This is a genomic window from Solibacillus ferritrahens (genome assembly GCF_037027585.1).
In the GTDB taxonomy this organism is placed as follows: Bacteria; Bacillota; Bacilli; order Bacillales_A; family Planococcaceae; genus Solibacillus; species Solibacillus ferritrahens.
In genome coordinates, this window is record NZ_JAXCLE010000019.1 from 13,613 (window position 1) to 36,156 (window position 22,544).

General features: G+C 38.0%; 22 protein-coding genes and 1 riboswitch. Of the genes, 20 read left to right on the forward strand and 2 right to left on the reverse strand.

Annotation, left to right across the window (positions count from 1 at the left end):
- Positions 1 to 8: 8 nt before the first annotated feature.
- Positions 9 to 938 (reverse strand): ribonuclease HIII, encoded by a 930-nt coding sequence (gene rnhC, locus SNE38_RS15795; RefSeq protein WP_336046863.1) that lies wholly within the window; start codon positions 936 to 938, stop codon positions 9 to 11.
- A 264-nt stretch (positions 939 to 1,202) separates the two neighbouring features.
- Here rnhC and zapA point away from each other — a divergent pair, with 264 nt between their 5' ends.
- The 13 genes from zapA (at position 1,203) to SNE38_RS15860 (ending at position 16,165) form a co-directional block, all read left to right on the forward strand.
- On the forward strand, positions 1,203 to 1,463 hold the full coding sequence (gene zapA / locus SNE38_RS15800; RefSeq protein ID WP_191702835.1) for a cell division protein ZapA: 261 nt from the start codon (positions 1,203 to 1,205) through the stop codon (positions 1,461 to 1,463).
- Between the two features lie 5 nt (positions 1,464 to 1,468).
- Entirely contained in the window at positions 1,469 to 2,008 is a 540-nt protein-coding gene (locus tag SNE38_RS15805; RefSeq protein ID WP_336046864.1) for a CvpA family protein, read from the forward strand.
- A 183-nt stretch (positions 2,009 to 2,191) separates the two neighbouring features.
- Positions 2,192 to 3,907 (forward strand): DNA polymerase/3'-5' exonuclease PolX, encoded by a 1,716-nt coding sequence (polX, locus tag SNE38_RS15810; RefSeq protein ID WP_336046865.1) that lies wholly within the window; start codon positions 2,192 to 2,194, stop codon positions 3,905 to 3,907.
- A 14-nt stretch (positions 3,908 to 3,921) separates the two neighbouring features.
- Positions 3,922 to 6,285 carry an endonuclease MutS2 gene (locus SNE38_RS15815; protein WP_191702832.1) on the forward strand — a complete coding sequence of 788 codons (2,364 nt, stop codon included), beginning with the start codon at positions 3,922 to 3,924 and terminating at the stop codon, positions 6,283 to 6,285.
- 68 nt (positions 6,286 to 6,353) lie between these two features.
- Positions 6,354 to 6,767 carry a DUF350 domain-containing protein gene (locus SNE38_RS15820; RefSeq protein WP_336046866.1) on the forward strand — a complete coding sequence of 138 codons (414 nt, stop codon included), beginning with the start codon at positions 6,354 to 6,356 and terminating at the stop codon, positions 6,765 to 6,767.
- Positions 6,768 to 7,213: 446 nt separating this feature from the next.
- A complete protein-coding gene (locus tag SNE38_RS15825) occupies positions 7,214 to 8,905 on the forward strand; it encodes a long-chain-fatty-acid--CoA ligase (RefSeq protein ID WP_336046867.1) in 1,692 nt (563 codons plus the stop codon).
- A gap of 103 nt (positions 8,906 to 9,008) precedes the next feature.
- The gene (locus SNE38_RS15830; protein WP_191702829.1) at positions 9,009 to 9,590 is read left to right on the forward strand and encodes a TetR/AcrR family transcriptional regulator; all 582 of its coding nucleotides are present in this window, start codon (positions 9,009 to 9,011) and stop codon (positions 9,588 to 9,590) included.
- Positions 9,591 to 9,605: 15 nt separating this feature from the next.
- On the forward strand, positions 9,606 to 10,379 hold the full coding sequence (locus tag SNE38_RS15835; protein WP_191702828.1) for an enoyl-CoA hydratase: 774 nt from the start codon (positions 9,606 to 9,608) through the stop codon (positions 10,377 to 10,379).
- A gap of 61 nt (positions 10,380 to 10,440) precedes the next feature.
- Positions 10,441 to 11,214 carry an electron transfer flavoprotein subunit beta/FixA family protein gene (locus tag SNE38_RS15840; protein WP_191702827.1) on the forward strand — a complete coding sequence of 258 codons (774 nt, stop codon included), beginning with the start codon at positions 10,441 to 10,443 and terminating at the stop codon, positions 11,212 to 11,214.
- A 58-nt stretch (positions 11,215 to 11,272) separates the two neighbouring features.
- On the forward strand, positions 11,273 to 12,250 hold the full coding sequence (locus SNE38_RS15845) for an electron transfer flavoprotein subunit alpha/FixB family protein (protein WP_191702826.1): 978 nt from the start codon (positions 11,273 to 11,275) through the stop codon (positions 12,248 to 12,250).
- 172 nt (positions 12,251 to 12,422) lie between these two features.
- On the forward strand, positions 12,423 to 12,737 hold the full coding sequence (gene trxA / locus SNE38_RS15850) for a thioredoxin (protein WP_191702825.1): 315 nt from the start codon (positions 12,423 to 12,425) through the stop codon (positions 12,735 to 12,737).
- 99 nt (positions 12,738 to 12,836) lie between these two features.
- On the forward strand, positions 12,837 to 14,624 hold the full coding sequence (uvrC, locus tag SNE38_RS15855) for an excinuclease ABC subunit UvrC (RefSeq protein ID WP_191702824.1): 1,788 nt from the start codon (positions 12,837 to 12,839) through the stop codon (positions 14,622 to 14,624).
- Between the two features lie 36 nt (positions 14,625 to 14,660).
- Positions 14,661 to 14,839: riboswitch (Lysine riboswitch) on the forward strand.
- Positions 14,840 to 14,932: 93 nt separating this feature from the next.
- A complete protein-coding gene (locus SNE38_RS15860; protein ID WP_191702823.1) occupies positions 14,933 to 16,165 on the forward strand; it encodes an aspartate kinase in 1,233 nt (410 codons plus the stop codon).
- A 125-nt stretch (positions 16,166 to 16,290) separates the two neighbouring features.
- On the opposite strand, the gene SNE38_RS15865 is transcribed toward SNE38_RS15860, so the two are convergent.
- Positions 16,291 to 16,707: a YslB family protein gene (locus SNE38_RS15865; protein WP_191702822.1), complete on the reverse strand. Its 417-nt coding sequence runs from the start codon at positions 16,705 to 16,707 to the stop codon at positions 16,291 to 16,293.
- Between the two features lie 272 nt (positions 16,708 to 16,979).
- Here SNE38_RS15865 and SNE38_RS15870 point away from each other — a divergent pair, with 272 nt between their 5' ends.
- The 7 genes from SNE38_RS15870 (at position 16,980) to racE (ending at position 22,487) form a co-directional block, all read left to right on the forward strand.
- Positions 16,980 to 17,597 (forward strand): succinate dehydrogenase cytochrome b558 subunit, encoded by a 618-nt coding sequence (locus SNE38_RS15870; RefSeq protein ID WP_191702821.1) that lies wholly within the window; start codon positions 16,980 to 16,982, stop codon positions 17,595 to 17,597.
- 87 nt (positions 17,598 to 17,684) lie between these two features.
- Positions 17,685 to 19,430 (forward strand): succinate dehydrogenase flavoprotein subunit, encoded by a 1,746-nt coding sequence (gene sdhA, locus SNE38_RS15875; protein ID WP_336046868.1) that lies wholly within the window; start codon positions 17,685 to 17,687, stop codon positions 19,428 to 19,430.
- Between the two features lie 16 nt (positions 19,431 to 19,446).
- Complete coding sequence (gene sdhB, locus SNE38_RS15880; RefSeq protein ID WP_191702819.1) at positions 19,447 to 20,223, forward strand: succinate dehydrogenase iron-sulfur subunit; 777 nt, start codon at positions 19,447 to 19,449, stop codon at positions 20,221 to 20,223.
- Positions 20,224 to 20,418: 195 nt separating this feature from the next.
- Positions 20,419 to 20,862: an acyl-CoA thioesterase gene (locus SNE38_RS15885; protein ID WP_191702818.1), complete on the forward strand. Its 444-nt coding sequence runs from the start codon at positions 20,419 to 20,421 to the stop codon at positions 20,860 to 20,862.
- 69 nt (positions 20,863 to 20,931) lie between these two features.
- Positions 20,932 to 21,153, forward strand: coding sequence for a helix-turn-helix domain-containing protein (locus SNE38_RS15890; protein WP_191702817.1), 222 nt, complete (start codon positions 20,932 to 20,934; stop codon positions 21,151 to 21,153).
- 73 nt (positions 21,154 to 21,226) lie between these two features.
- Complete coding sequence (locus tag SNE38_RS15895) at positions 21,227 to 21,670, forward strand: MarR family winged helix-turn-helix transcriptional regulator (RefSeq protein WP_191702816.1); 444 nt, start codon at positions 21,227 to 21,229, stop codon at positions 21,668 to 21,670.
- Between the two features lie 16 nt (positions 21,671 to 21,686).
- Entirely contained in the window at positions 21,687 to 22,487 is an 801-nt protein-coding gene (gene racE, locus SNE38_RS15900; protein WP_191702815.1) for a glutamate racemase, read from the forward strand.
- Positions 22,488 to 22,544 lie beyond the last annotated feature (57 nt).

The following is a 22,544-nucleotide window of genomic DNA, read 5'->3' on the forward strand; positions in this document are numbered from 1 at the left end:
TTACGTCATTATTTTCTTTTTTGCAGGAGTTTCCGTGCTTTTTCTGTATTGGCAAAATGCCATTTTGTCATAGAACGAAGTGTCTCCTCTCCAAATTTCATCCAAATTTTTGCAGCCATGTCATCCACTTTACCACTTGCTCCTTTTTGAAGTGGAAAACCTGTAACTTTTGAGAGACGATCCATTTCCTTTAAAAAAGCATACCTTGCTAAAATTGATGCTGTCGCAACGGCTACATGCAGATTTTCGGCTTTTGTCGAGAACAGGACTTTTTCCTGTACAATTTCTTTCTCATTTTTAATGTGATTGTAATAAATTCCACGCTCTGCGAATTGGTCTATTAAAATATATTCAGGCGTCTCGGGGGCTATTTTAGTCAAAACATGCTTTATAGCCTGGTTGTGGAGCAGGGCTTTTATTTTACCTTGTGAATATCCTCGAGCCTGGATTTCGTTATATTTTTCATTGCGAAGTGTCAAAATGCTATGTGCACATACTTCCATTAAGTCTGGTGCAATTCGTCGCATATAATCGTCCGTTAATTGTTTCGAATCTTTGACCCCCAATTCCTTAATGAGTGCGATTTTGTCGGCAGGAACATATACTGCGGCTACCGTAACAGGTCCGAAGTAATCTCCTGTACCTGTTTCGTCTGAACCAATTACCGATAATGATGCAAAATCTTCAGGAAGCTTATCTCCTTTATTTGTCGCTACTTTAACTGGCGCTGAACTTGCATTCCCCCAGCGCGCTGCTTCTCGTTCTGCCCCGGCACCTTGAAACATTACTTTGCCTGATTTATAGGCGGTGATGGCTGTATCGGCAAGTTTCACTGCAAATAGTACTCCAGGAGCCTTTCGTTCAATAATAGCGTCTTTATAGAAATGGTGAATTGTTTGCTGTTGTTTTTCATTGCATAGTAAAACGATATTTGTCATAAGCGATCCTTTCAAAAAACATTCATTTTTAAGTAGTATAACTTTTGACGAAGGAAAGGGGAAATAGCAATTTGATTTAATGTTTCGATGAACATTATCGTAACGGTGTTGCGATAGTGAAATGGGAAATGTTATGATATACAATATGAAAATAGCATCGTTTTATAAAAAACAGCAATCGGGTTTGCTTTTAACCATTTCATTAAGTAAAGAATTGAAAAAGTATTTTCGTACTGTTTACATATTCTTTCTGGAGGGATTATTTTGGCTGAGCAAGAGAAGAATCGCATTTCCGTAGAAATATATGGCAATACATATAAAATGGTAGGAACAGAATCATCGGGCCATATGCGTCTTGTCGCTTCAATAGTAGATGACAAAATGCGGGAAATCGGTGCCCATAATCCATCATTGGATACAGCGAAACTTGCTGTACTTACTGCAGTTAATTCAGTGCATGACTATTTACTATTAAAAGAACAATTTGAAAAATTAGAAGAACAATTGAAACATTTGAAGGGTTGACATACATGTTAGATTTAATTATTTTTGCTGTCTTTATCATTAGCCTAATAGTTGGAGCGAAACGAGGACTCGTTGTCCAATTAATAAATATAGGTAGTTTTTTAATTGCTCTTGTTGTGGCTATAATTTATTATAAGCCGCTTGCAGAAAAATTTGTTCTATGGATACCATATCCTGGTTTTACAGAAGGTGCAACGATGACACTAGTACTCGACTCACTTGATGTCGACCGTACATTTTATCGTGTGTTTGCATTTGCAATTATTTTCTTTGCTGTAAAAATAGCACTGCAAATTGTTGGATCAATGTTTGATTTTTTAACGTATTTACCTGTGCTTAGTTCGTTAAACTTTTTATTGGGTGCAGTGCTGGGTTTTATTGAAATGTATATTATTTTATTTATTGGATTATATGTAGTTGCACTACTGCCAATTGAATCCATTCAATCTTTTATTGACGGATCTATTCTTGCCGGATTGATATTAGAGCATACACCAATTATTACGAGCATGTTTCAAAAATGGTGGTATATTTATAAAAACTAACTTATTCTAGTTAGTATCCTACAATCAGTATGAAGTTCTTGAAGAAAATCAGCGACGATATACACTAACAGCTGACTTATCTACGTCCAGGCGCAAATGCACCGAGGTGTAATGGATTGAAAATCATGCGAAAGCTTCTCTCGATTTTCGGGAGGAGCTTTTTTAAAGGGGAGGCAATTATTGATGAACAAAAAAATTATTATTCGTACTTTAGAGAAAATCGCGTTATATATGGAATTGCAGGCGGAAAATCCTTTTAAAGTATCTGCATTCCGTAAAGCAGCAGCTGCCCTCGAGGCGGATGAGCGTAGCCTAAGTGAAATAGATGATATTACTGCAATTAAGGGCATTGGCAAAGGTACTGCCTCGGTTATTATAGAACTGATGGAAAAGGGAGAATCCAGCGTATTAAAGGAACTGGAAGGAATCGTACCTAAAGGGCTAATACCGCTTATGAAATTGCCGGGCTTAGGCGGAAAAAAACTTGCGAAACTCTATCAGGAACTTAACATTGTCGATGCGGAAACATTAAAGAACGCGTGTGAAGCAGGAAAAGTACGTGAGCTGGCTGGTTTTGCGGCAAAAACAGAAGAAAAGATCTTAAAGGAACTTGAGAATTTTGGGATGCGAGCAGAACGTTTACCAATATGGCAACTTGAACCTGTAGTTTTGGAAATTAATGAGCTTTTGGCAAGCCTGCCTGAAGTTGAGCTCTTTTCGGTAGCAGGCAGCTTTCGACGAGTTGCAGAGACGAGTAAAGACATAGATTTTATCGTGGCTACTAAAGAATATGAAGTTGTTCGTGAGGCTATTCTTAAACGGCTGGCAATATTGGAAACAGTTGCTGCTGGTGATACGAAAGTGTCGGTGGTTTTAGACCGTGAAGAGCCGGTAAGTGTAGATTTCCGTCTAGTAAAGAGAGAAGAGTATGCAACAGCGCTTCACCATTTTACAGGTTCAAAAGATCATAATGTCCGCATGCGTCAATTGGCTAAATCATTAGGTAAGAAAATTAGTGAATACGGTGTCGAACAAGAGGATGGCACTATCGAAACGTTTGAAACAGAAGAAGCGTTTTTTGCTCATTTCAATTTGCCATTTATCCCGCCAACAGTACGGGAGAGTGGGAAGGAACTCGATCGCTTGGATGAACTGCAGGACTTAATAACGTTAGATAATATCGTAGCGGATCTACACATGCACACAACTTGGTCTGATGGCGCGCATTCTGTCAGTGAGATGGGGCATGCTTTAATGGAAAAGGGCTATTCATATGCTGTAATTACCGATCATTCTCAATATTTAAAAGTAGCAAATGGTTTAACTCCAGAACGGTTAGAATTGCAGAAGCTAGATATATATGCATTTAACAAGGCGAACCCTGACTTCAGACTATACCGTGGAACAGAAATGGATATTTTACCAGATGGTACACTTGATTTTGAAGATGACATGTTAAAAGATTTAGATTTCGTTATTGCATCCATTCATTCCAGCTTTACGCAATCTCAGGACAAAATTATGGCGCGTTTAAAAACAGCAATTGAAAACCCTTATGTCCATATGATTGCACACCCGACCGGTCGTATTGTAGGGCAGCGTGGAGGCTATGATCCGGATGTTCCACTTTTAATTGAATGGGCAGCAGAAAACGGTAAAATTTTAGAATTAAACGCAAGTCCATATCGTTTAGATTTAAGTATCGAGTATCTACAGCTTGCAATGGAAAAGAACGTTCCAATAGCAATCAATACAGATGCACATGCAATTGACCAATTACGCTACATGGATATGGGCGTTAAATATGCACAAAAAGCATGGTTAAAGAAAGAACTAATTGTTAATACATGGTCTAGAGAGAAATTCGAAGCATTTATCAAAAAAAATAAAGAAAAGTAATAGGAGGTGTTCTCATGATCGAACAGCGAGCATTGAAAACACTAGAATTTCATAAAGTACGTGAGCAAGTTTCCACATTTTGTACAAACTCTATAGGTAAACAGGCGATTGATGAGCTGGTACCTGAAACGAATTTTGAAACTGTTGTGGAACTACTGGAAGAAATGGATGAGGGACTTGCTATTTTACGAGTGAAAGGAAATGTGCCAATGGGTGGTATTTTTGATGTGCGGCCTCATGCACGACGCTCCCAAATTGGTGGTATGCTCAGTCCGATGGAATTAATGGAAATCGCAAGTACAATTCGTGCAAGCCGAATTTTACGTAATTTCATTGAAGACATTGAATCTGAGAATGCGATTGACATTCCTCACTTTATAGAACGGAAAGAACAAATGCCTGTATTGACGGCATTACAGCATGAAATTAATGATTGTATTGATGATAACGGGACAGTCCTTGATTCTGCAAGTGCTGCACTACGTTCGATCAGGCAGTCATTGCGATCAGAAGAGTCCAAAGTACGTCAAAAGCTGGAAAGTCTGACACGTGGGTCGAATGCAACGAAAATGCTGTCAGACGCGATTATTACTATTCGTAATGACCGATTCGTAATCCCAGTCAAACAAGAGTATCGTTCACATTATGGAGGGATTGTTCACGATCAGTCTGCTTCGGGTCAAACATTGTTTATTGAGCCTGATGCAGTGATTCAAGCGAACAACGAAGTACAACGTCTAAAAGTGAAAGAAAAGGCTGAAATCGAGCGCATTTTATCCGAGCTTACATTAAAGGTACAAGAAGTCGGTCATGAAATATTTGTTCTCGTGCAATTACTGGGAGAAATCGATGTAATTTTAGCAAAAGGGAAATATGGACAAGCGAATAAATGTACAATGCCAAAGATGAATAATGAAGGCTATACACGCCTAATACGTTCCCGTCATCCGCTTTTGCCAATTGAAGAAGCAGTTGCCAATACAATTGAATTTGGGCGTGATGTTACAGCAATTGTAATAACTGGACCAAATACAGGTGGTAAAACAGTTACTTTGAAAACAGTGGGGCTTTGTACGATCATGGCACAATGCGGCTTGCCTGTCCCAGCTCTTGACGGTTCGGAGCTAGCTGTATTTGAGCAAATTTTTGCAGATATAGGTGATGAGCAATCGATTGAGCAGTCCTTGTCAACATTCTCTTCTCATATGGTAAATATAGTAGATATTTTAAGTAAGTTTAATGAAAAATCTTTAATTTTATTTGATGAGCTTGGAGCAGGTACAGATCCACAAGAAGGTGCAGCGCTGGCCATTGCCATTTTAGATGAAACAGTAAATCGTGGCGCACGTGTTATGGCAACTTCGCACTACCCGGAGTTAAAAGCATATGGATATAACAGACCATTAGTTGTCAATGCAAGTGTAGAATTCGACGTAGAAACACTTAGTCCAACTTACCGATTATTAATCGGTGTACCAGGTCGTTCAAACGCATTTGAAATTTCCAAACGTCTAGGCTTGAAAACAAATATCATTGAACATGCGAAATCATTCACAGGTACAGACCGTCATGAAGTGGAGTCAATGATTGCGTCGCTTGAAGAAAGCCGATTGCGCTCCGAGCGTGAAGCAGACGAAGCACATATTTTACTCGAAGAAGCTCAACAGATTCGAGCAGAACTGGAAGAACGCCTTCGAATTTATGATGAGAAAAAAGAGAACTTAGAGAAAAAGGCGAAAGAAAAAGCACGTAAAATTCTTGATGAAGCGAAAAGAGAAGCCGAATCGGTAATTGAAGATTTAAGAAAAATGAAAGTAAATGCAGCATTAACTGTAAAAGAGCATGAGTTAATTGAGGCGAAAAAACGATTGGACAATGCAACACCAGTTGAAAATAAAGTACTGCAAAAGGCAGTTGCGGCCCGAGAACGTAAGCAAAACCTTCAAGTAGGCGACGAAGTAAAAGTATTAAGCTACGGACAAAAAGGGACAATTCTTCAAAAGGCTGGCAATGAGTGGGTAGTTCAAATTGGTATTCTAAAGATGAAATTACCTGAATCTGATTTAGAATATATGAAACCTGAAAAAGAGCAGGTTACTCGCCCGATGATGAATGTGAAAAATCGCAATAGCGTCGTAAAGTTGGAACTTGATTTACGTGGAGAGCGATATGAGGAAGCGCTCATTCGCACAGAAAAGTATCTGGATGATGCTTTATTAGCCAACTATCCACGCGTCTCGATTATCCATGGGAAAGGAACTGGGGCATTACGACAAGGTATTCAAAGTTTCCTGAAAAATCATAAGCGTGTTAAATCGTTTCGTTACGGTGAAGCAGGCGAAGGTGGTTTCGGTGTAACAGTCGTGGAACTAAAATAATAGTTGCTCCTTTTTAATTATCCGCTAATATTAGTAATAGGAAGAAAATTTAAAGGGGGTAAAATGGATTGCTAGGTTCAAATTTTTGGCACCATCCTCTCGTAGAAACGGCAGGCTATTTTAGTGTCGTAGTCCTTTGCTTATTCGTATCGATGATTTTGTTTGAAGTTGTAACAAAGTATAAAAATTGGGATGAAATAAAAAAGGGGAATGTCGCAGTCGCTTTAGCTACCGGCGGGAAAATTTTGGGTGTTTGCAATATTTTCAGATATTCCATTAATCAACATACATCCTTTATTGAAATGCTTGGCTGGGGTTTGTTCGGGTTTACACTGCTGATTTTTGCCTATTTTTTATTTGAATTTTTAACACCAAAGTTCAATGTTGATGAAGAAATAGCGGCAGATAATCACTCGGTAGGTTTTATTTCATTTACGATTTCACTTGGTTTATCATTTGTAATAGGAGCAAGTATATCTTAGGAGTTTAAATATGGAAACTTTATCGAAAATACTAATAGCCGTCTGCATAATATTTCTAGTAGTCGGCATTTACTACATGGTGACCCTTTAGGCTTAGGAGCAAATGAACTAGCGTAACTGTTAGTTTGTTTGCTTTTTTTGTTGAATTTTTTACTGGAATATTATGTTATTCATAAAAAAGATTAATCAATACTATAATTAATACAGTAGTTGAAATAAAATTTTGAATGTTAAAAAATTTTACTGAAAAAGTATATTTCTATACTAAATGGGTGATCTCATGTCAATTTGCTACGATAATACTATAAAATCAAAAGTAAATAACGAGAAAATAAACGTATAAACGAGAATAAAATGTATAAATCTATGAAAATAGTTTGAAAGAATTTCCTTTTTTACTTATAATAATAAAAACAAGTAAAGCTTTAGCAAAGGGGAGAAGTTTTATGACAGAAAAAGTTTGGTTTTCGAGCTATCCGCAAGAAGTACCACATGTATTGGAACTGCCTGAATTTCCGGTACATCAATTTTTGACGCAGGCATATGAGTCTTTACCTAACAAAGTTGCTATACACTTTATGGGGCGCGAACTGACGTATAAAGAATTATATGAATCTGCAATGAAGTTTGCTAATTATTTACGTTCTCTAGGGGTGGAGAAAGGTGATCGAGTAGCAATCATGTTACCGAATTGCCCGCAGGCTGTAATTGCTTATTATGGTACGATGTACGCAGGTGGAATCGTTGTTCAGACAAATCCCCTTTATACGGAGCGAGAGTTGCAGTATCAAATGGCAGATTCGGGTGCAAAAGTTATTTTAGTAATGGATATTCTTTATCCTCGTGTAATGAAGATTATGAACGAAACGAGTATCGAAAATGTCATTGTTACAGGAATTAAAGATTACTTACCGTTCCCCAAAAACCTAATATATCCATTTATTCAAAAGAAGCAATATGGGTTTAGCGTAAAAGTGGAACATAGTGGCACTAATCATTTATTCACAGAAGTCATGAAAATGGCCAAAATGGATAAAATCGAGCTTGATTTTGATTTTGAAAATGACTTGGCTTTATTGCAATATACAGGTGGAACAACAGGGTATCCAAAAGGCGTTATGCTAACACACAAAAACCTTATTGCCAATACGATGATGTGTGATGCATGGATGTACAAATGTAAAAAAGGTGAAGAGTCAATTTTAGGAATCCTGCCTTTCTTCCATGTCTATGGTATGACGACGGTGATCATTTTATCGGTAATGCAGCAAGGTAAGATGATATTATTACCGAAGTTTGATGCTGAACAGGCTTTAAAAACAATCGATAAGCAAAAGCCTACATTATTCCCGGGTGCACCAACGATGTATATTGGTTTATTGAATCATCCTGATTTAGCAAAGTATGATTTATCATCGATAAAAGCTTGTTTAAGCGGTTCGGCACCATTACCTTTGGAAGTACAGGAGAAATTTGAAGCATTGACAGGCGGACGTTTAGTAGAAGGATACGGTTTAACTGAAACTTCTCCGGTTACACATGCCAATCCAATTTGGGAAAATCGTATAAATGGTTCAATCGGTTTACCGTGGCCAAATACAGATTCTGTAATCTTACGCTCTGGTGAAACAGAAATCCTGCCGGTAGGTGAAATTGGTGAGATTGCTGTTAAAGGACCTCAAGTAATGAAGGGCTACTGGAATCGCCCGGAAGAAACTGCGATGACTTTTGCTGATGGCTGGTTCTTAACAGGCGATTTAGGGTATATGGATGATAAAGGTTATTTCTATGTTGTAGATCGTAAAAAAGATATGATTATTGCTGGTGGTTTCAATATTTATCCGCGTGAAGTGGAAGAAGTTCTTTATGAGCACGAAGCAATTCAGGAATGTGTTGTAGCAGGTATACCTGACCCATATCGCGGTGAAACAGTTAAAGCCTATATTGTCTTAAAAGAAGGTAAGTCTGTTACAGATAAAGAGCTAAATGAATTTTGCCGGAAAAATTTAGCTGCCTATAAAGTACCACGTTTTTATGAATTCCGTGCTGAGCTGCCAAAAACAGCAGTAGGTAAAATTTTGCGCCGTACTCTTATCGATGAAGAAAAACAGAAAATGCCACAGCAGGAAGCAAAATAATTAATTGTAGAGCAAACTATTGACAGATTGAAGAACAAATTATAATATGAAAATATGAATGAATGGTCATTCATGTTTTCATATTTTTTTGGTGGTGATCAGCTTGAAACGAAATAAACCCAAATACATGCAAATAGTAGATGCTGCAGTCATAGCAATCGCAGAAAACGGCTATCATCAAGCTCAAGTTTCAAAGATTGCAAAACAGGCTGGGGTAGCTGATGGTACGATCTATTTATATTTTAAAAATAAAGAAGATATTTTAATTTCTGTATTTCAGGAAAAAATGGGTATATTCGTAGACAATTTACAGGCTATAATAAAAAGTGGGGATAGTGCTTCTGATAAGTTATGTAAGATGATTGATAATCATTTACACGTTTTATCAAGCGATCGGCATCTGGCAACTGTAACTCAACTTGAATTAAGGCAATCGAATAAAGAAATTAGACTGAAAATTAATGCTATTCTAAAAGAATACTTAATTTTACTTGATCAAATTTTAATTGAAGGTATGCTTAACGGTGAATTTAATCAAGCGATGGATGTTCGTATTGCGAGACAAATGGTATTTGGTACAATCGATGAAATTACAACGACTTGGGTAATGAATGACAATCGTTACAACTTATTGGAACAGGCTCCAAAAATACAGCAATTATTGTTAAATGCATTAAAAGCTTAAAGGGGATGTAGAGAAATGGAGTTTCTAAGTTGGAAAGTAGAAGAAGGTGTAGCTATTGCTACTATTTCAAGACCACCAGCCAATGCACTTTCACAAGGCTTAATTCAAGATGTTAATGCACTATTAGATGCTGTTGAAAATGATGAAACTGTACGTGTCATTGTCATCCATGGTGATGGACGATTCTTCTCTGCAGGTGCTGATATTAAAGAATTTACAAACGTACAGACTGGTGAAGAATTTACAGGATTGGCGAAAAAAGGACAAGACGTTTTTGAACGCGTTGAAACATTCAGTAAACCAGTAATTGCCGCCATTCACGGTGCAGCATTGGGGGGAGGGTTAGAACTTGCGATGGGATGTCATATGCGTTTCGTAACAGAATCCGCAAAACTTGGACTTCCTGAATTATCGCTTGGACTAATACCTGGTTTTGCTGGAACACAGCGTTTACCTCGCTATGTAGGTATGGCTAAAGCAGCCGAAATGATGTTCACCAGCGATCCGATTTCTGGAAAAGAAGCTGTAGAATGGGGCTTAGCAAACCGTGCTTTCTCTGATGAAGAGCTTCTGACAGAAACTTTAAAAATTGCGAAGAAAATTGCAAAGAAATCGCCAATTGCCTTAAAGGCAGCGATTCAAATGCTTAATTATTCAAAACCATCTTCCTACTATGATGGTGTAAATGCAGAAGCTAATAGCTTTGGGGATGTATTCGTATCAGAAGATGCAAAAGAAGGCATCCATGCTTTTATTGAAAAACGTGAACCAGTATTTACAGGAAAGTAAATAAATGTATCCGCCCCGTTTTTACGGGATTAAATTAAAAAGCTTTTAGGAGGTCTAGATTATGAATATTTTTGTATTAGTAAAACGTACTTTTGACACAGAAGAAAAAATCGTCGTATCAGGCGGTAAAATTCAAGAAGATGGTGCTGAGTTCATCATCAACCCATATGATGAGTATGCAATTGAAGAAGCAATTCAAAAGCGTGACGCATTAGGCGGTAAAGTAACAGTTGTGACAATCGGTGGCGAAGATGCAGAAAAGCAATTGCGAACAGCTTTAGCAATGGGTGCTGACGAAGCGGTATTAATTAATACAGAAGATGATTTAGATGAGCTGGACCAATATTCTTCAGCTTATATTCTATCAGAATATTTAAAAGATAAAGAAGCAGATTTAATTTTAGCTGGAAACGTAGCAATTGATGGTGGTTCAGGGCAAGTAGGTCCTCGTCTTGCAGATTTACTCGGAATTAATTACGTAACAACAGTTACAAGCCTTGAAATCGATGGAACGAATGTAAAAATTGTTCGCGATATTGAAGGGGACTCTGAAGTATTAGAAACATCTTTACCATTATTAGTAACAGCTCAACAAGGGTTAAATGAGCCACGTTACCCATCTTTACCAGGTATTATGAAAGCGAAGAAAAAGCCGCTTGAAGAGCTTGAGTTAGATGATTTAGATATCGATGAAGACGATGTTGAAGTAAAAGTAGAAACAGTTGAAATTTACTTGCCGCCACAAAAAGCAGCTGGTCGTGTATTAGAAGGGGATCTTTCAGCGCAGGTAAAAGAATTAGTAAACTTACTTCATAGTGAAGCGAAAGTAATTTAATAGAATATCAACTTGAGATACGAAAATTTTTACGAAGATGGTAATGGAGGGATATTTTATGACGAAAAAAGTTTTAGTGTTAGGTGAGGTTCGAGAAGGGAGCTTACGTAACGTTACATTTGAAGCAATCGCAGCAGGTTCAAAAATCGCTGACGGTGGAGAAGTAGTAGGATTATTAGTAGGGGATTCAGTAAATGATTTAGCTCAAGAGTTAGTTGCCTATGGCGCAAGCCGCGTAATTACAGTCGAGCATCCACACTTGAAAAATTATACATCTGACGGCTACAGCCAAGCTATTTTAGCGGTCGTTGAACAAGAAAGCCCAGAAGCAATTGTCTTCGGTCATACATCTTTAGGCAAAGACTTATCTCCAAAAATTGCCTCTCGCTTACAATCCGGTTTAGTTTCGGATGTAACAGATATCGAAGGTTCTGGCGATGATACAGTATTCATCCGTCCAATCTATTCTGGTAAAGCATTTGAGAAAGTAAAAATTAAAGACGGCGTAATCTTCGCGACAATCCGTCCGAATAATATCGCACCTTTAGAAAAAGACGGTTCTCGTACTGGTGAAGTATCGTCTGTATCAGTTGATATTACAAATTTACGTACTATCATTAAAGAAGTTGTTCGTAAATCAACAGAAGGTGTTGACCTTTCAGAAGCAAAAGTAGTAGTAGCAGGTGGTCGTGGGGTAAAATCCGAAGAAGGATTTGAGCCATTAAAAGAACTTGCCAATTTACTAGGCGGTGCAGTTGGTGCTTCTCGTGGTGCATGTGACGCAGAATATTGTGATTACTCATTACAAATTGGTCAAACAGGTAAAGTAGTAACACCTGACCTTTATATTGCAGCTGGTATTTCTGGTGCTATCCAACATATGGCTGGTATGTCGAATTCGAAAGTAATCGTTGCCATTAACAAAGATCCGGAAGCAAACATTTTCAAAGTAGCGGACTATGGTATTGTAGGCGATTTATTTGAAGTAGTACCAATGTTAATCGAAGAATTTAAAGCGCTTAAAGTAAACGCATAATAAGTAAGCTTCCCTCTTTTGAGGGAAGCTTTTTATGTCCGAAATAAATGGGAAAAACATGAAAAAAGACGGTGAAATATCCTGCGTTCATATTCCCGAGCATTTTACTACTTTTTAAATGGCAAAACATGCTATACTACAACCATATGTTATTGAAGGAGGCTATTTTATTATGGCAATTGTACACGGTACAGATCAAACTTTCCCACAGGAAATTTCAAACGGCACAGTTTTAGTAGACTTTTGGGCTGCATGGTGCGGACCATGTAAAATGATTGCTCCAGTTCTTGAAGAATTAGATGCAGAAATCGGTAACGATGTAAAAATCGTAAAAGTGGATGTAGATAACAACCAAGGCACTGCTGCAGATTATCAAATTATGTCAATCCCATCATTATTATTATTTGTTGATGGTGAATTAAAAGCAAAAACTGCTGGCTTCATGCCAAAAGAAGCTTTAATCGACTTTATTAACGATAACAAATAATTAAATTGTAAAGCCGTATGCCTAATAAGGTGTACGGCTTTTTTCTTATAGGACTATAAGTTAAAATAAAGTGAATGACATATCCAAATGGGTGAGAATATGAATGCAAATATTAAAGCAAAGCTAGAAATATTACCGAATGAGTCCGGCTGCTATATTATGAAAGACCGTCAAGGCACAATAATATATGTCGGCAAGGCGAAAGTATTAAAAAACCGAGTGCGTTCGTATTTTACAGGCAGCCATGATGGTAAAACAGCGAGATTAGTCAGTGAAATAGAGGACTTTGAATATATTGTAACTTCAAGTGATCTTGAAGCACTTATACTAGAGCTGAATTTAATAAAATTACATGATCCGAAATATAATGTGAAGTTAACAGATGATAAAACATATCCTTATATAAAAATAACGAATGAACGTTACCCTCGAATAATAACAACTAGGAAAGTAAAAAAGGATAAGGCAAAATATTTTGGACCTTATCCAAATGCGTATGCTGCCAATGAAACGCGGAAATTGCTCGATCGTTTATATCCACTTCGTAAATGTACACATCTGCCAAATCAAGTATGCCTGTATTATCATTTAGGGCAATGTTTAGCCCCCTGTGTAAAAGACATTGAAAAACAAGTATATGATGAAATGATTGGTGAAATTTCAAAGTTTCTAAACGGTGGTGTCGAAGAGATTCAAAATGACCTTCAGCAAAAAATGCTGGATGCCGCCGAAAAGCTTGAATTTGAACGGGCCAAGGAATTCCGGGATTTAATTGCACATATCGAGCAGGTTATGCAAAAGCAAAAAATAGTATCGGATGATTTGAGCAATCGAGATGTATTTGGCTATGCGGTCGAAAAAGGCTGGATGTGTGTACAAGTATTTTTTGTACGGCAAGGAAAATTAATTGAACGTGATGTTTCCATTTTCCCTATTTATAACGAGGCGGAAGAAGAATTTTTAACATTTGTCGGACGTTTTTACGAGCAGCCACATCATTTACTACCAAAAGAGATTTTCGTACCAAAGACAATTGATGGAACGATTTTGCAAAAGCTTTTAAATGTAAAGGTACAAACCCCAAAGCGCGGAACAAAAAAAGAGCTGGTCGATCTAGCGATGAAAAATGCCAATATTGCAATACATGGGAAATTCCAGTTAATTGAGCGGCAGGAAGAACGAACAGTAGGAGCTTGTGAAGCACTTGCCGAAGCTATGCAAATTCCATTGCCACTCCGTATAGAAGCTTTTGATAATAGTCATATGCACGGTGCGGATCCTGTTTCTGCAATGGTTGTTTTTGTTGACGGGAAGCCTGCAAAAAAAGAATACCGGAAATATAAAACGCGGGAAGCCGCAAAACATGATGATTATGGCGCGATGCAAGAGGTCATTCGTCGTCGTTATACACGAGTATTGCGGGAGAATTTACCACTACCGGACTTAATCCTAATTGATGGGGGAAAGGGACAAATGGAGGTCGCAAGAGAAGTAATTGAAGATGAGTTAGGATTAATGATCCCAATAGCAGGTCTTGCAAAAGATGATAAGCATAATACATCACAGCTGTTGTTTGGTGCTCCACCGGAAGTTGTACCTTTAAAACGGACAAGTGATGGATTTTACTTATTGCAGCGTATACAAGATGAAGTACACCGGTTTGCCATTACATTTTTGCGTCAACAACATCAGACGAATGCAATTACATCCGTACTTGATGGCATTGCAGGGGTAGGACCTAAACGTAAACAACAACTTATGAAGCATTTCGGATCGGTGAAGAAAATTCGTGAAGCAACTGAGCTGCAATTGCAAGAAGCCGGTGTCCCTGCAAAATTAGCAGAAGTGATTTATCGCCATTTTCACGAAGCATCATTGAATAAATAATAAGGTTATGTTACTATAAATGGTAATTCAATAGTTACTAATGATAGAGGTGCAGTATTAAAGAGTAAATTGCTCGAGGAAGAACAATTCCAGCGACAGCAATTGAAAGGGAATTCTGCCGAAGTGAAATGCGTATTGTTCACGTGTTTTGCTGGTTTTACATTTAAGAAATGTAAGATTGTCAGAACTTTATGTTCTGGAGAGCTATCCTGAAAAGCATATAAACTTTTATTTGTATTGACGGCGACTTTCCATGAACATATGGAAAGTCGTTTTTTTTTATGCGCAAAAATAAGGAGTGGAAGAGATTGCAAACAGTCGTAGTAAAGTTTGGTGGACCTATGTTGGCAACAACAGAAAAAATAGTACAGGTTGCAAAAAAGGTGATAAAAGAGCAAGGTCGCGGCATAAACTTAGTCGTTGTCGTTTCTTCGATGACACCCATTCGTCAAAATTTACGCCAATTTGCAGCGGAAATTACGCATGAACCGTCGAAGCGTGATATGGATGCATTAATCGCTACAGGAGCGCAGTTGACTAGTGCCCTTCTTGCAATAGCGATTCAAGAGCATGGTGGGAAAGCAGTTTCACTTGTCGGTTGGCAGGCAGGTATTCAAACGAATGAAAAATATGGTAATGCCCGGATTGATTTTGTAGATAATAAACGTATTGAAAAGCATTTTGAATTAGGAGAAATCGTTGTTGTATCAGGTTTTCAAGGAATAACAGAGACCGATAACATTTCGACATTAGGGAAAGGTGGATCTGAAACTTCCGCTGTTGCATTAGCGGTTGCTTTAAATGCGGAGCGTGTCGATATTTATTCATCGGTGGAGGGTATTTATACGGCAGATCCTCAGCGTGTTGAAAGTGCTACAAAACTTTCTGAGATTTCATATGATGAAATGTTGGAGTTTTCAAATTTAGGTACTAAAATTTTGCATCCTCGTGCGGTTGAGCTTGCAAAAAAATACAATATGCCAATCGTTGTACGCTCAGCTAAAGAGGATGTAGAAGGTACATTAATAAAAGGGGATGTAGACATGGAAAAGAATTTACTTGTGCGCGGGGTGGCATACGAATCTGATATTATTCGTTTAACAATTGGATATGATTCATATGAAACAGCGTCATTAGCCGAAGTATTTAGTGTTTTAGCAGAAAATGATATCAATGTTGATATTATTGTGCAGGCAGTAATTGATGGGATAAAGCCTACTATTTCCTTTACAATATCTAAAGTAGAGTTTGCAGAAGCTTTACGTGTATTAGAATCGAGTAAACTGTCACTAGGATTTAGTTTTGCAGATTTTGAAGTCGGTTTGGCTAAAGTATCGATTATTGGATCAGCGATGGCTTCGAATCCAGGAGTTGCGGCACGCATGTTTGCGCGTCTAGGACGTGAGCATATTCCGGTTAAAATGGTTAGTACATCTGAAATAAAAGTGTCAGTCGTTGTTCCACAAGAAGATATGGTGTATGCTGCAAACGCTTTGCATGAGGAATTTAATATAGCAATGAAGGAAGTTCCGGCTTCATAAAATAAGGTAGAAGATAAATTTAGAGCTTTCTTGGTGCTAATTAATAGTGATAATGCTATATTTATGATATTAAAGGAACTAAAAACTGTTGCTTTCTAAAAAAAAGCAACAGTTTTTAGTTATGCTCAAATCTTCTCTTTTAAATCCCACTTTAAAATGAATTTGACGTAATTCTTCTTTTCGATTTTTTCTACATAGCATTCGGTTAAGTAACCGAGTTGCTTTTGTTTTTGCTCGGCCAAAAAGCCAGCCTCTAAACGAAAACAGCGCTGCTCAATATTAATCGACATTTCCTCGGTTGTCATAAGTATGTAATGAAGTTCATCCTTTATTTCTTTATCTAAAATTAACTGACCCCAACCGGCCTCCCCAAAAAATGAAGGAAGCTCATCCATGGCAAATAGCGGAAATTTACGTGCGAGTTCTTTCCCTGCCCAATATAAAACATCTTCCTCATGCTTACCTAAAATCGATGGTAGAAGATGATCGCGAAGGATTTCATATCCAAAACTTGGAATCGTTTTCATTTTGTACCCCTCCATATTAAAAACCTCTTTCATAAATTTTCTTATAATTTTCATTCTTTCAGGAAGAAAATAGTTATAAGTAGAAAAAACTGGACTTTAAATAGCATAAATCCGTCTTTAAAATGATTATAAAATATCCCTCGTTACCTTGACGCTAGTATCTGTTGAGAGTACAATGGACATGTCATAATATTGTACCATGATGAAATGCGCAGTCAATAACACAACGTTTACAATTTTGAGGCGTTGCACATTGTGTATTTCAAGTACTAAGGGGGGTAACAGTTTTGTCGAAAGATCGTGAATTTTTATGGCGCCGCTTACACTCGTTATTAGGTGTAGTTCCTGTCGGGTTGTTCTTGGTGTTCCACTTAACTTTGAACTTCACTGCAGTTGGTGGTGAAGAGGTTTACAATAACGCAACAGGTATGATGGAATTAGTTCCACATTCGTTATTGTTAGCAATGGAATGGATTATTATCTATATTCCATTAATGTTCCACGGATTCTATGGTGTGTTTATTGCATTTACATCTACACACAATACGGGTCGTTTCAGCACATTCCGTAACTGGATGTTTGCTTTACAACGTTTTACAGGAATCTTCCTAGTAATTTTCATTGCGTGGCACATTTTCCAAACGCGTATTCAAAAAGCGTTTGGTGCTGAAGTTAACTTCGATATGATGGTGGAAATCGTTGACAATCCATTAATGTTGGCATTCTATATTGTCGGTATCGTTTCAGCAGCATTCCACTTAGCTAACGGCCTATGGTCATTCTTAGTAAGCTGGGGTATTACACAGTCTAAAAAATCTCAACAGATCGCAACTTATGTTACGTTATTATTCTTCGTAATATTGGCGATCGTAGGTGTTGCAGCTATCATCTCATTCGTAATTTAACTTGATCACTAATACACAGTTATAAAGGCAGTTCGAATGAATTATGAGTAAAAGTAATTAGCAATTAATGAGGAGTGAGAAATAATCATGGCAAAGAGTAAAGTAATCGTCGTTGGTGGCGGTTTAGCAGGCTTAATGGCTACGATTAAAGCAGCTGAAGTTGGTACTGCAGTTGAATTATTCTCGTTAGTTCCCGTAAAACGTTCACACTCTGTATGTGCACAAGGCGGAATTAACGGAGCAGTAAATACAAAAGGTGAAGGGGATTCTCCATGGATCCACCTTGATGATACAGTATACGGTGGAGATTTCTTAGCGAACCAACCACCAGTTAAGGGTATGTGTGATGCAGCCCCTGGAATTATCCACTTAATGGACCGTATGGGTGTAATGTTCAACCGTACACCAGAAGGTTTACTTGACTTCCGTCGTTTCGGAGGTACGTTAATGCACCGTACAGCATTCTCAGGTGCTACAACAGGTCAACAATTATTATACGCACTAGATGAGCAAGTTCGTGCACAAGAAGTTGCTGGTTTAGTTACAAAATATGAGCACTGGGAATTCTTGGGTGCTGTTCTTGATGATGAAGGCGTTTGCCGAGGTATCGTAGCACAAGATTTAAAATCTGAAGAAATCCGTTCATTCCGCGGTGATGCTGTTATTATGGCAACTGGTGGACCTGGTATTATCTTCGGTAAAACAACGAACTCTGTAATTAACACAGGTTCTGCAGCATCAATTGTTTATCAACAAGGTGCAACATATTCAAATGGTGAAATGATCCAAATTCACCCAACAGCGATTCCTGGAGACGACAAAAACCGTCTAATGTCAGAATCTGCTCGTGGTGAAGGTGGACGTATATGGACTTATAAAGACGGTAAGCCATGGTACTTCTTAGAAGAAAAATATCCTGCTTACGGTAACTTAGTACCACGTGATATCGCTACACGTGAGATTTTTGATGTGTGTGTAAATCAAAAACTCGGTATTAATGGCGAAAACATGGTATACTTAGACCTATCCCACAAAGATCCACATGAATTAGATATTAAATTAGGTGGTATCATTGAAATCTACGAGAAATTCGTAGGGGATGACCCACGTAAATTACCGATGAAAATCTTCCCTGCAGTTCACTACTCAATGGGTGGATTATGGGTTGACTATGATCAAATGACTGAAATCCCTGGCTTATTTGCTGCGGGTGAATGTGATTACTCACAACATGGTGCAAACCGTTTAGGTGCTAACTCACTATTATCAGCAATTTACGGTGGTATGGTTGCTGGACCAAATGCTGTGAAGTACATTAAAGGACTTCAAAAGCATGCAGAAGACTTACCAGAAGAGATTTACTCTCGTCGCGTACAAGAAGAAACAGAAAAATGGGAAGCTATCTTAAATATGGATGGTACAGAAAACGCTTACTTACTTCATAAAGAGTTAGGTGAGTGGATGACTGACAACATGACTGTTGTACGTGTTAATTCAAAATTAGAAGAAACTTATGCGAAATTAACTGAGTTACAAGAGCGTTGGGAAAACATCAACATTAACGACACTCAAAAATGGTCGAATCAAGGTGCCCACTTCACTCGTCAGTTAAAGAACATGCTATATTTAGCTAAAGTTATGACTAAGGGTGCATTATTACGTAACGAATCTCGTGGTGCTCACTATAAGCCTGAATTCCCAGAACGTGATGATGAAAACTTCTTAAAAACAACTATGGCGAAGTTCGACCCTGCAACGGGCGAGCCAATTATTTCTTATGCAGAAGTAGACGTTTCGTTAATTCCACCACGTAAACGCGACTACTCAGCGTAGAAAGGGGAACTAAACAATGGAAACAGTAAGTACTGAAAGAACAGTTAAGTTAGAAATCGTTCGTCAAGATAGTGAGAACGGTGCTACACGTGTTGAGAAGTTTGAAGTTCCTTACCGTCCAGGTATGAACGTTATCTCTGCGCTAATGCATATTCAAAAATACCCTGTTACTGCTGACGGTCAAAAAACGACACCGGTAACTTGGGATATGAACTGTTTAGAAGAAGTTTGTGGTGCATGTTCAATGGTTATTAACGGGCGTCCACAACAATCTTGTTCAGCATTAGTAGATAAATTAACTCAACCAATTCGCCTAGAGCCAATGAAAACTTTCCCGGTTGTACGTGACTTACAAGTAGATCGTGAGCGCATGTTCAATGCACTTAAGAAAGTTAAAGCATGGGTGCCAATCGATGGTACTTATGATTTAGGTGAAGGTCCACGTATGCCAGAACGTAAACGTCAATGGGCTTATGAGCTATCTAAATGTATGACTTGTGGTGTTTGTATGGAAGCATGTCCAAACGTGTCTGAAAAAGCTTCATTCATGGGTCCAGCACCATTATCACAAGTTCGTTTATTCAACACTCACCCAACTGGTGCAATGAATAAAGACGAGCGTTTAGCAGCAATTATGGGCGACGGTGGTCTTGCAAACTGTGGTAACTCTCAAAACTGTGTAGCTGCTTGTCCAAAAGGGATTCCTTTAACAACATCTATCGCTGCACTTAACCGTGCGACAACAGTTCAAATGTTCAAGAACTTCTTTGGTTCAGACCATATGGTTGACTAATAGAATAGATTTAAAAGACTCCCGCTTTGGTGGGGGTCTTTTTTTTATATAAAACTATCTGCTAAACAGTAACTCTTGTAAGAAAAATTCCCTATAACCGTTATCTCGTATTTATTCAAAATTACACATTATGCTATAATGAATGAATATTCATTATCAGGGGATGATGATTTATTTAAAAAGGGGGATTTTTTTATGCGAGCTACATATATTCAAGACGTGAAAGAATGGGTGTCAGGATTTTCTTTTTCAACAAAAGTACGTATTCGTTTTTCCGAAACCGACATGTTTGGCCATGTAAATAATACGAAGGTATTTGCCTATTTTGAGTATGCGAGAATTGAATATTTTAAAGCAATGGGATTTAATTTCACAGGCGAAACAGAGGGTCAAAATATGTTTGTCGTTGCAGATATACAATGCGACTATTTGAAGGAAGTATTTTTTGACGAGGAATTGACAATCTTCGTAAAAACGGCATCAATTGGTACATCATCGTTGGATTTGCATTATATGGTGAAAAATGAAAAAGATGAAGTATGCTATACAGGGCGCGGAACGCTTGTACAATTGAATCATAATACGGGGAAAGGTGTCCCTTTATTAGAGGAGCAAAAAAAATTATTGCTTGGGAAATAGTTAAATGCCCTCACCTGCTTTGTATATTCGACATAATGTACAAGGAAGAGGATAGGAGGGTGTTGCAAAATGAATCGTCCGCAGCATCGTTCGCTGTTAACAAAAAGAGAACGTGAAATTTTTGAGCTTTTAATAAAGGACTATTCAACTCGGGAAATATCAGTAAAGTTAGGTATTAGTGAGAAAACTGTTAGGAATCATATTTCCAATACGATTCAAAAGCTGGGTGTATCAAGTCGTACGCAAGCAATTCTTGAGTTGTTACGTCTTCAGGAATTGTCGATATACTGATTGAAGACTTGCTATTTCACAAAAAAAACCTCAAAATAGAACTATGAAACGCATCGAGGAGTGAATGGAGTAGATGAAAGATAACAGCACACATAGCTCTGAATCTGTAGCAATCCTAGAAAAAGAATTAAGATATATATCCCACTTAATCAAACAAAAAGGTCGCGAAATACTAAGCAATTATACAATTACCCCACCGCAGTTTATTGCATTGCAATGGCTGCATGAATCTGGTGATATGACGATTGGTGACTTGTCGACGAAGATGTATCTAGCTTTTTCGACAACGACAGATTTAGTAGACCGGATGGAAAAAAATGAATTGGTACAACGTGTGCGTGACGAAAATGATCGCCGTGTTGTACGTATTCATCTTTTATCAGAAGGCGAACGAATTATTCAAGAAGTAATTCTTAAGCGTCAAGACTATTTACGGGATATTACAGAGGAATTTACCGAAGAAGAATTCGAGCAATTATCACGAACTTTACAAAAACTACATTTATTAATGAAATAGGATAGAGGCGGTACAAGTGAATGCCCCAATTGGTGTAATCGATTCTGGAGTTGGCGGTTTAACAGTGGCAAAAGCGATTATGGAGCTTTTGCCAAATGAAACAATATACTATATAGGTGATACGGCGCGCTGTCCATATGGACCTCGCACGAAACAAGAGGTACGTAATTTTACATGGCAAATGGCAAAAGTGCTTGAAAAGAAGAATGTAAAAATGCTTGTCATAGCATGTAATACTGCGACAGCCGTTGCATTAGAGAGTTTACAAAAGCATATGCCATTTCCTGTTCTAGGTGTAATTAATGCTGGGGCACGAGCTGCAATAAAAAAGACAAAGCGCAATGAAGTTGTAGTACTCGCAACAGAAGGCACGATTAAGAGTGGTGCATACGAACAGGCAGTAAAATCGTTAGCTACTAAAGCCACGATTATTCCACTTGCCTGTCCAACATTTGTTCCTCTTGTTGAAAGTGGCGAATATGAAGGACAATTTTCATACGATCTTGTCGCAAAAGGGTTAAAGCCATTGGAAGATGAGCGATTTGATACAGTCATTTTAGGCTGCACACATTACCCTATTTTACAAAAGCAAATAGAAGCAGCTGTTGGTCCACATGTTCATGTTTTGTCATCTGCTGAAGAAACGGCCAAAGATGTCGAAGCGATTTTAAGCTATAAAGGGCAGCTGCGTACAGATGCCGAACCACCGAAACATATTTTACATGCGTCCGGTTCTGTTCCAATTTTCCGTTCAATTGCAGAACGCTGGTTGGAGAATGACGAATTGGATATACGCAAAATTACATTTGAAAAGTAATTGAAGGCTCAGATTAGGCATTTTGTCTAATTTGGGCCTTTTTCCTTCTCTGTCCTG

Coding starts and splice junctions, on each gene's coding strand:
- rnhC (WP_336046863.1), bottom strand. CDS start 938: ATGACAAATATCGTTTTACTATGCAATGAAAAACAACAGCAAACAATT.
- SNE38_RS15805 (WP_336046864.1), top strand. CDS start 1,469: ATGTTAGATTTAATTATTTTTGCTGTCTTTATCATTAGCCTAATAGTT.
- polX (WP_336046865.1), top strand. CDS start 2,192: ATGAACAAAAAAATTATTATTCGTACTTTAGAGAAAATCGCGTTATAT.
- SNE38_RS15815 (WP_191702832.1), top strand. CDS start 3,922: ATGATCGAACAGCGAGCATTGAAAACACTAGAATTTCATAAAGTACGT.
- SNE38_RS15825 (WP_336046867.1), top strand. CDS start 7,214: ATGACAGAAAAAGTTTGGTTTTCGAGCTATCCGCAAGAAGTACCACAT.
- SNE38_RS15835 (WP_191702828.1), top strand. CDS start 9,606: ATGGAGTTTCTAAGTTGGAAAGTAGAAGAAGGTGTAGCTATTGCTACT.
- SNE38_RS15840 (WP_191702827.1), top strand. CDS start 10,441: ATGAATATTTTTGTATTAGTAAAACGTACTTTTGACACAGAAGAAAAA.
- SNE38_RS15845 (WP_191702826.1), top strand. CDS start 11,273: ATGACGAAAAAAGTTTTAGTGTTAGGTGAGGTTCGAGAAGGGAGCTTA.
- trxA (WP_191702825.1), top strand. CDS start 12,423: ATGGCAATTGTACACGGTACAGATCAAACTTTCCCACAGGAAATTTCA.
- uvrC (WP_191702824.1), top strand. CDS start 12,837: ATGAATGCAAATATTAAAGCAAAGCTAGAAATATTACCGAATGAGTCC.
- SNE38_RS15865 (WP_191702822.1), bottom strand. CDS start 16,707: ATGGAGGGGTACAAAATGAAAACGATTCCAAGTTTTGGATATGAAATC.
- sdhA (WP_336046868.1), top strand. CDS start 17,685: ATGGCAAAGAGTAAAGTAATCGTCGTTGGTGGCGGTTTAGCAGGCTTA.
- sdhB (WP_191702819.1), top strand. CDS start 19,447: ATGGAAACAGTAAGTACTGAAAGAACAGTTAAGTTAGAAATCGTTCGT.
- SNE38_RS15885 (WP_191702818.1), top strand. CDS start 20,419: ATGCGAGCTACATATATTCAAGACGTGAAAGAATGGGTGTCAGGATTT.
- SNE38_RS15890 (WP_191702817.1), top strand. CDS start 20,932: ATGAATCGTCCGCAGCATCGTTCGCTGTTAACAAAAAGAGAACGTGAA.
- SNE38_RS15895 (WP_191702816.1), top strand. CDS start 21,227: ATGAAAGATAACAGCACACATAGCTCTGAATCTGTAGCAATCCTAGAA.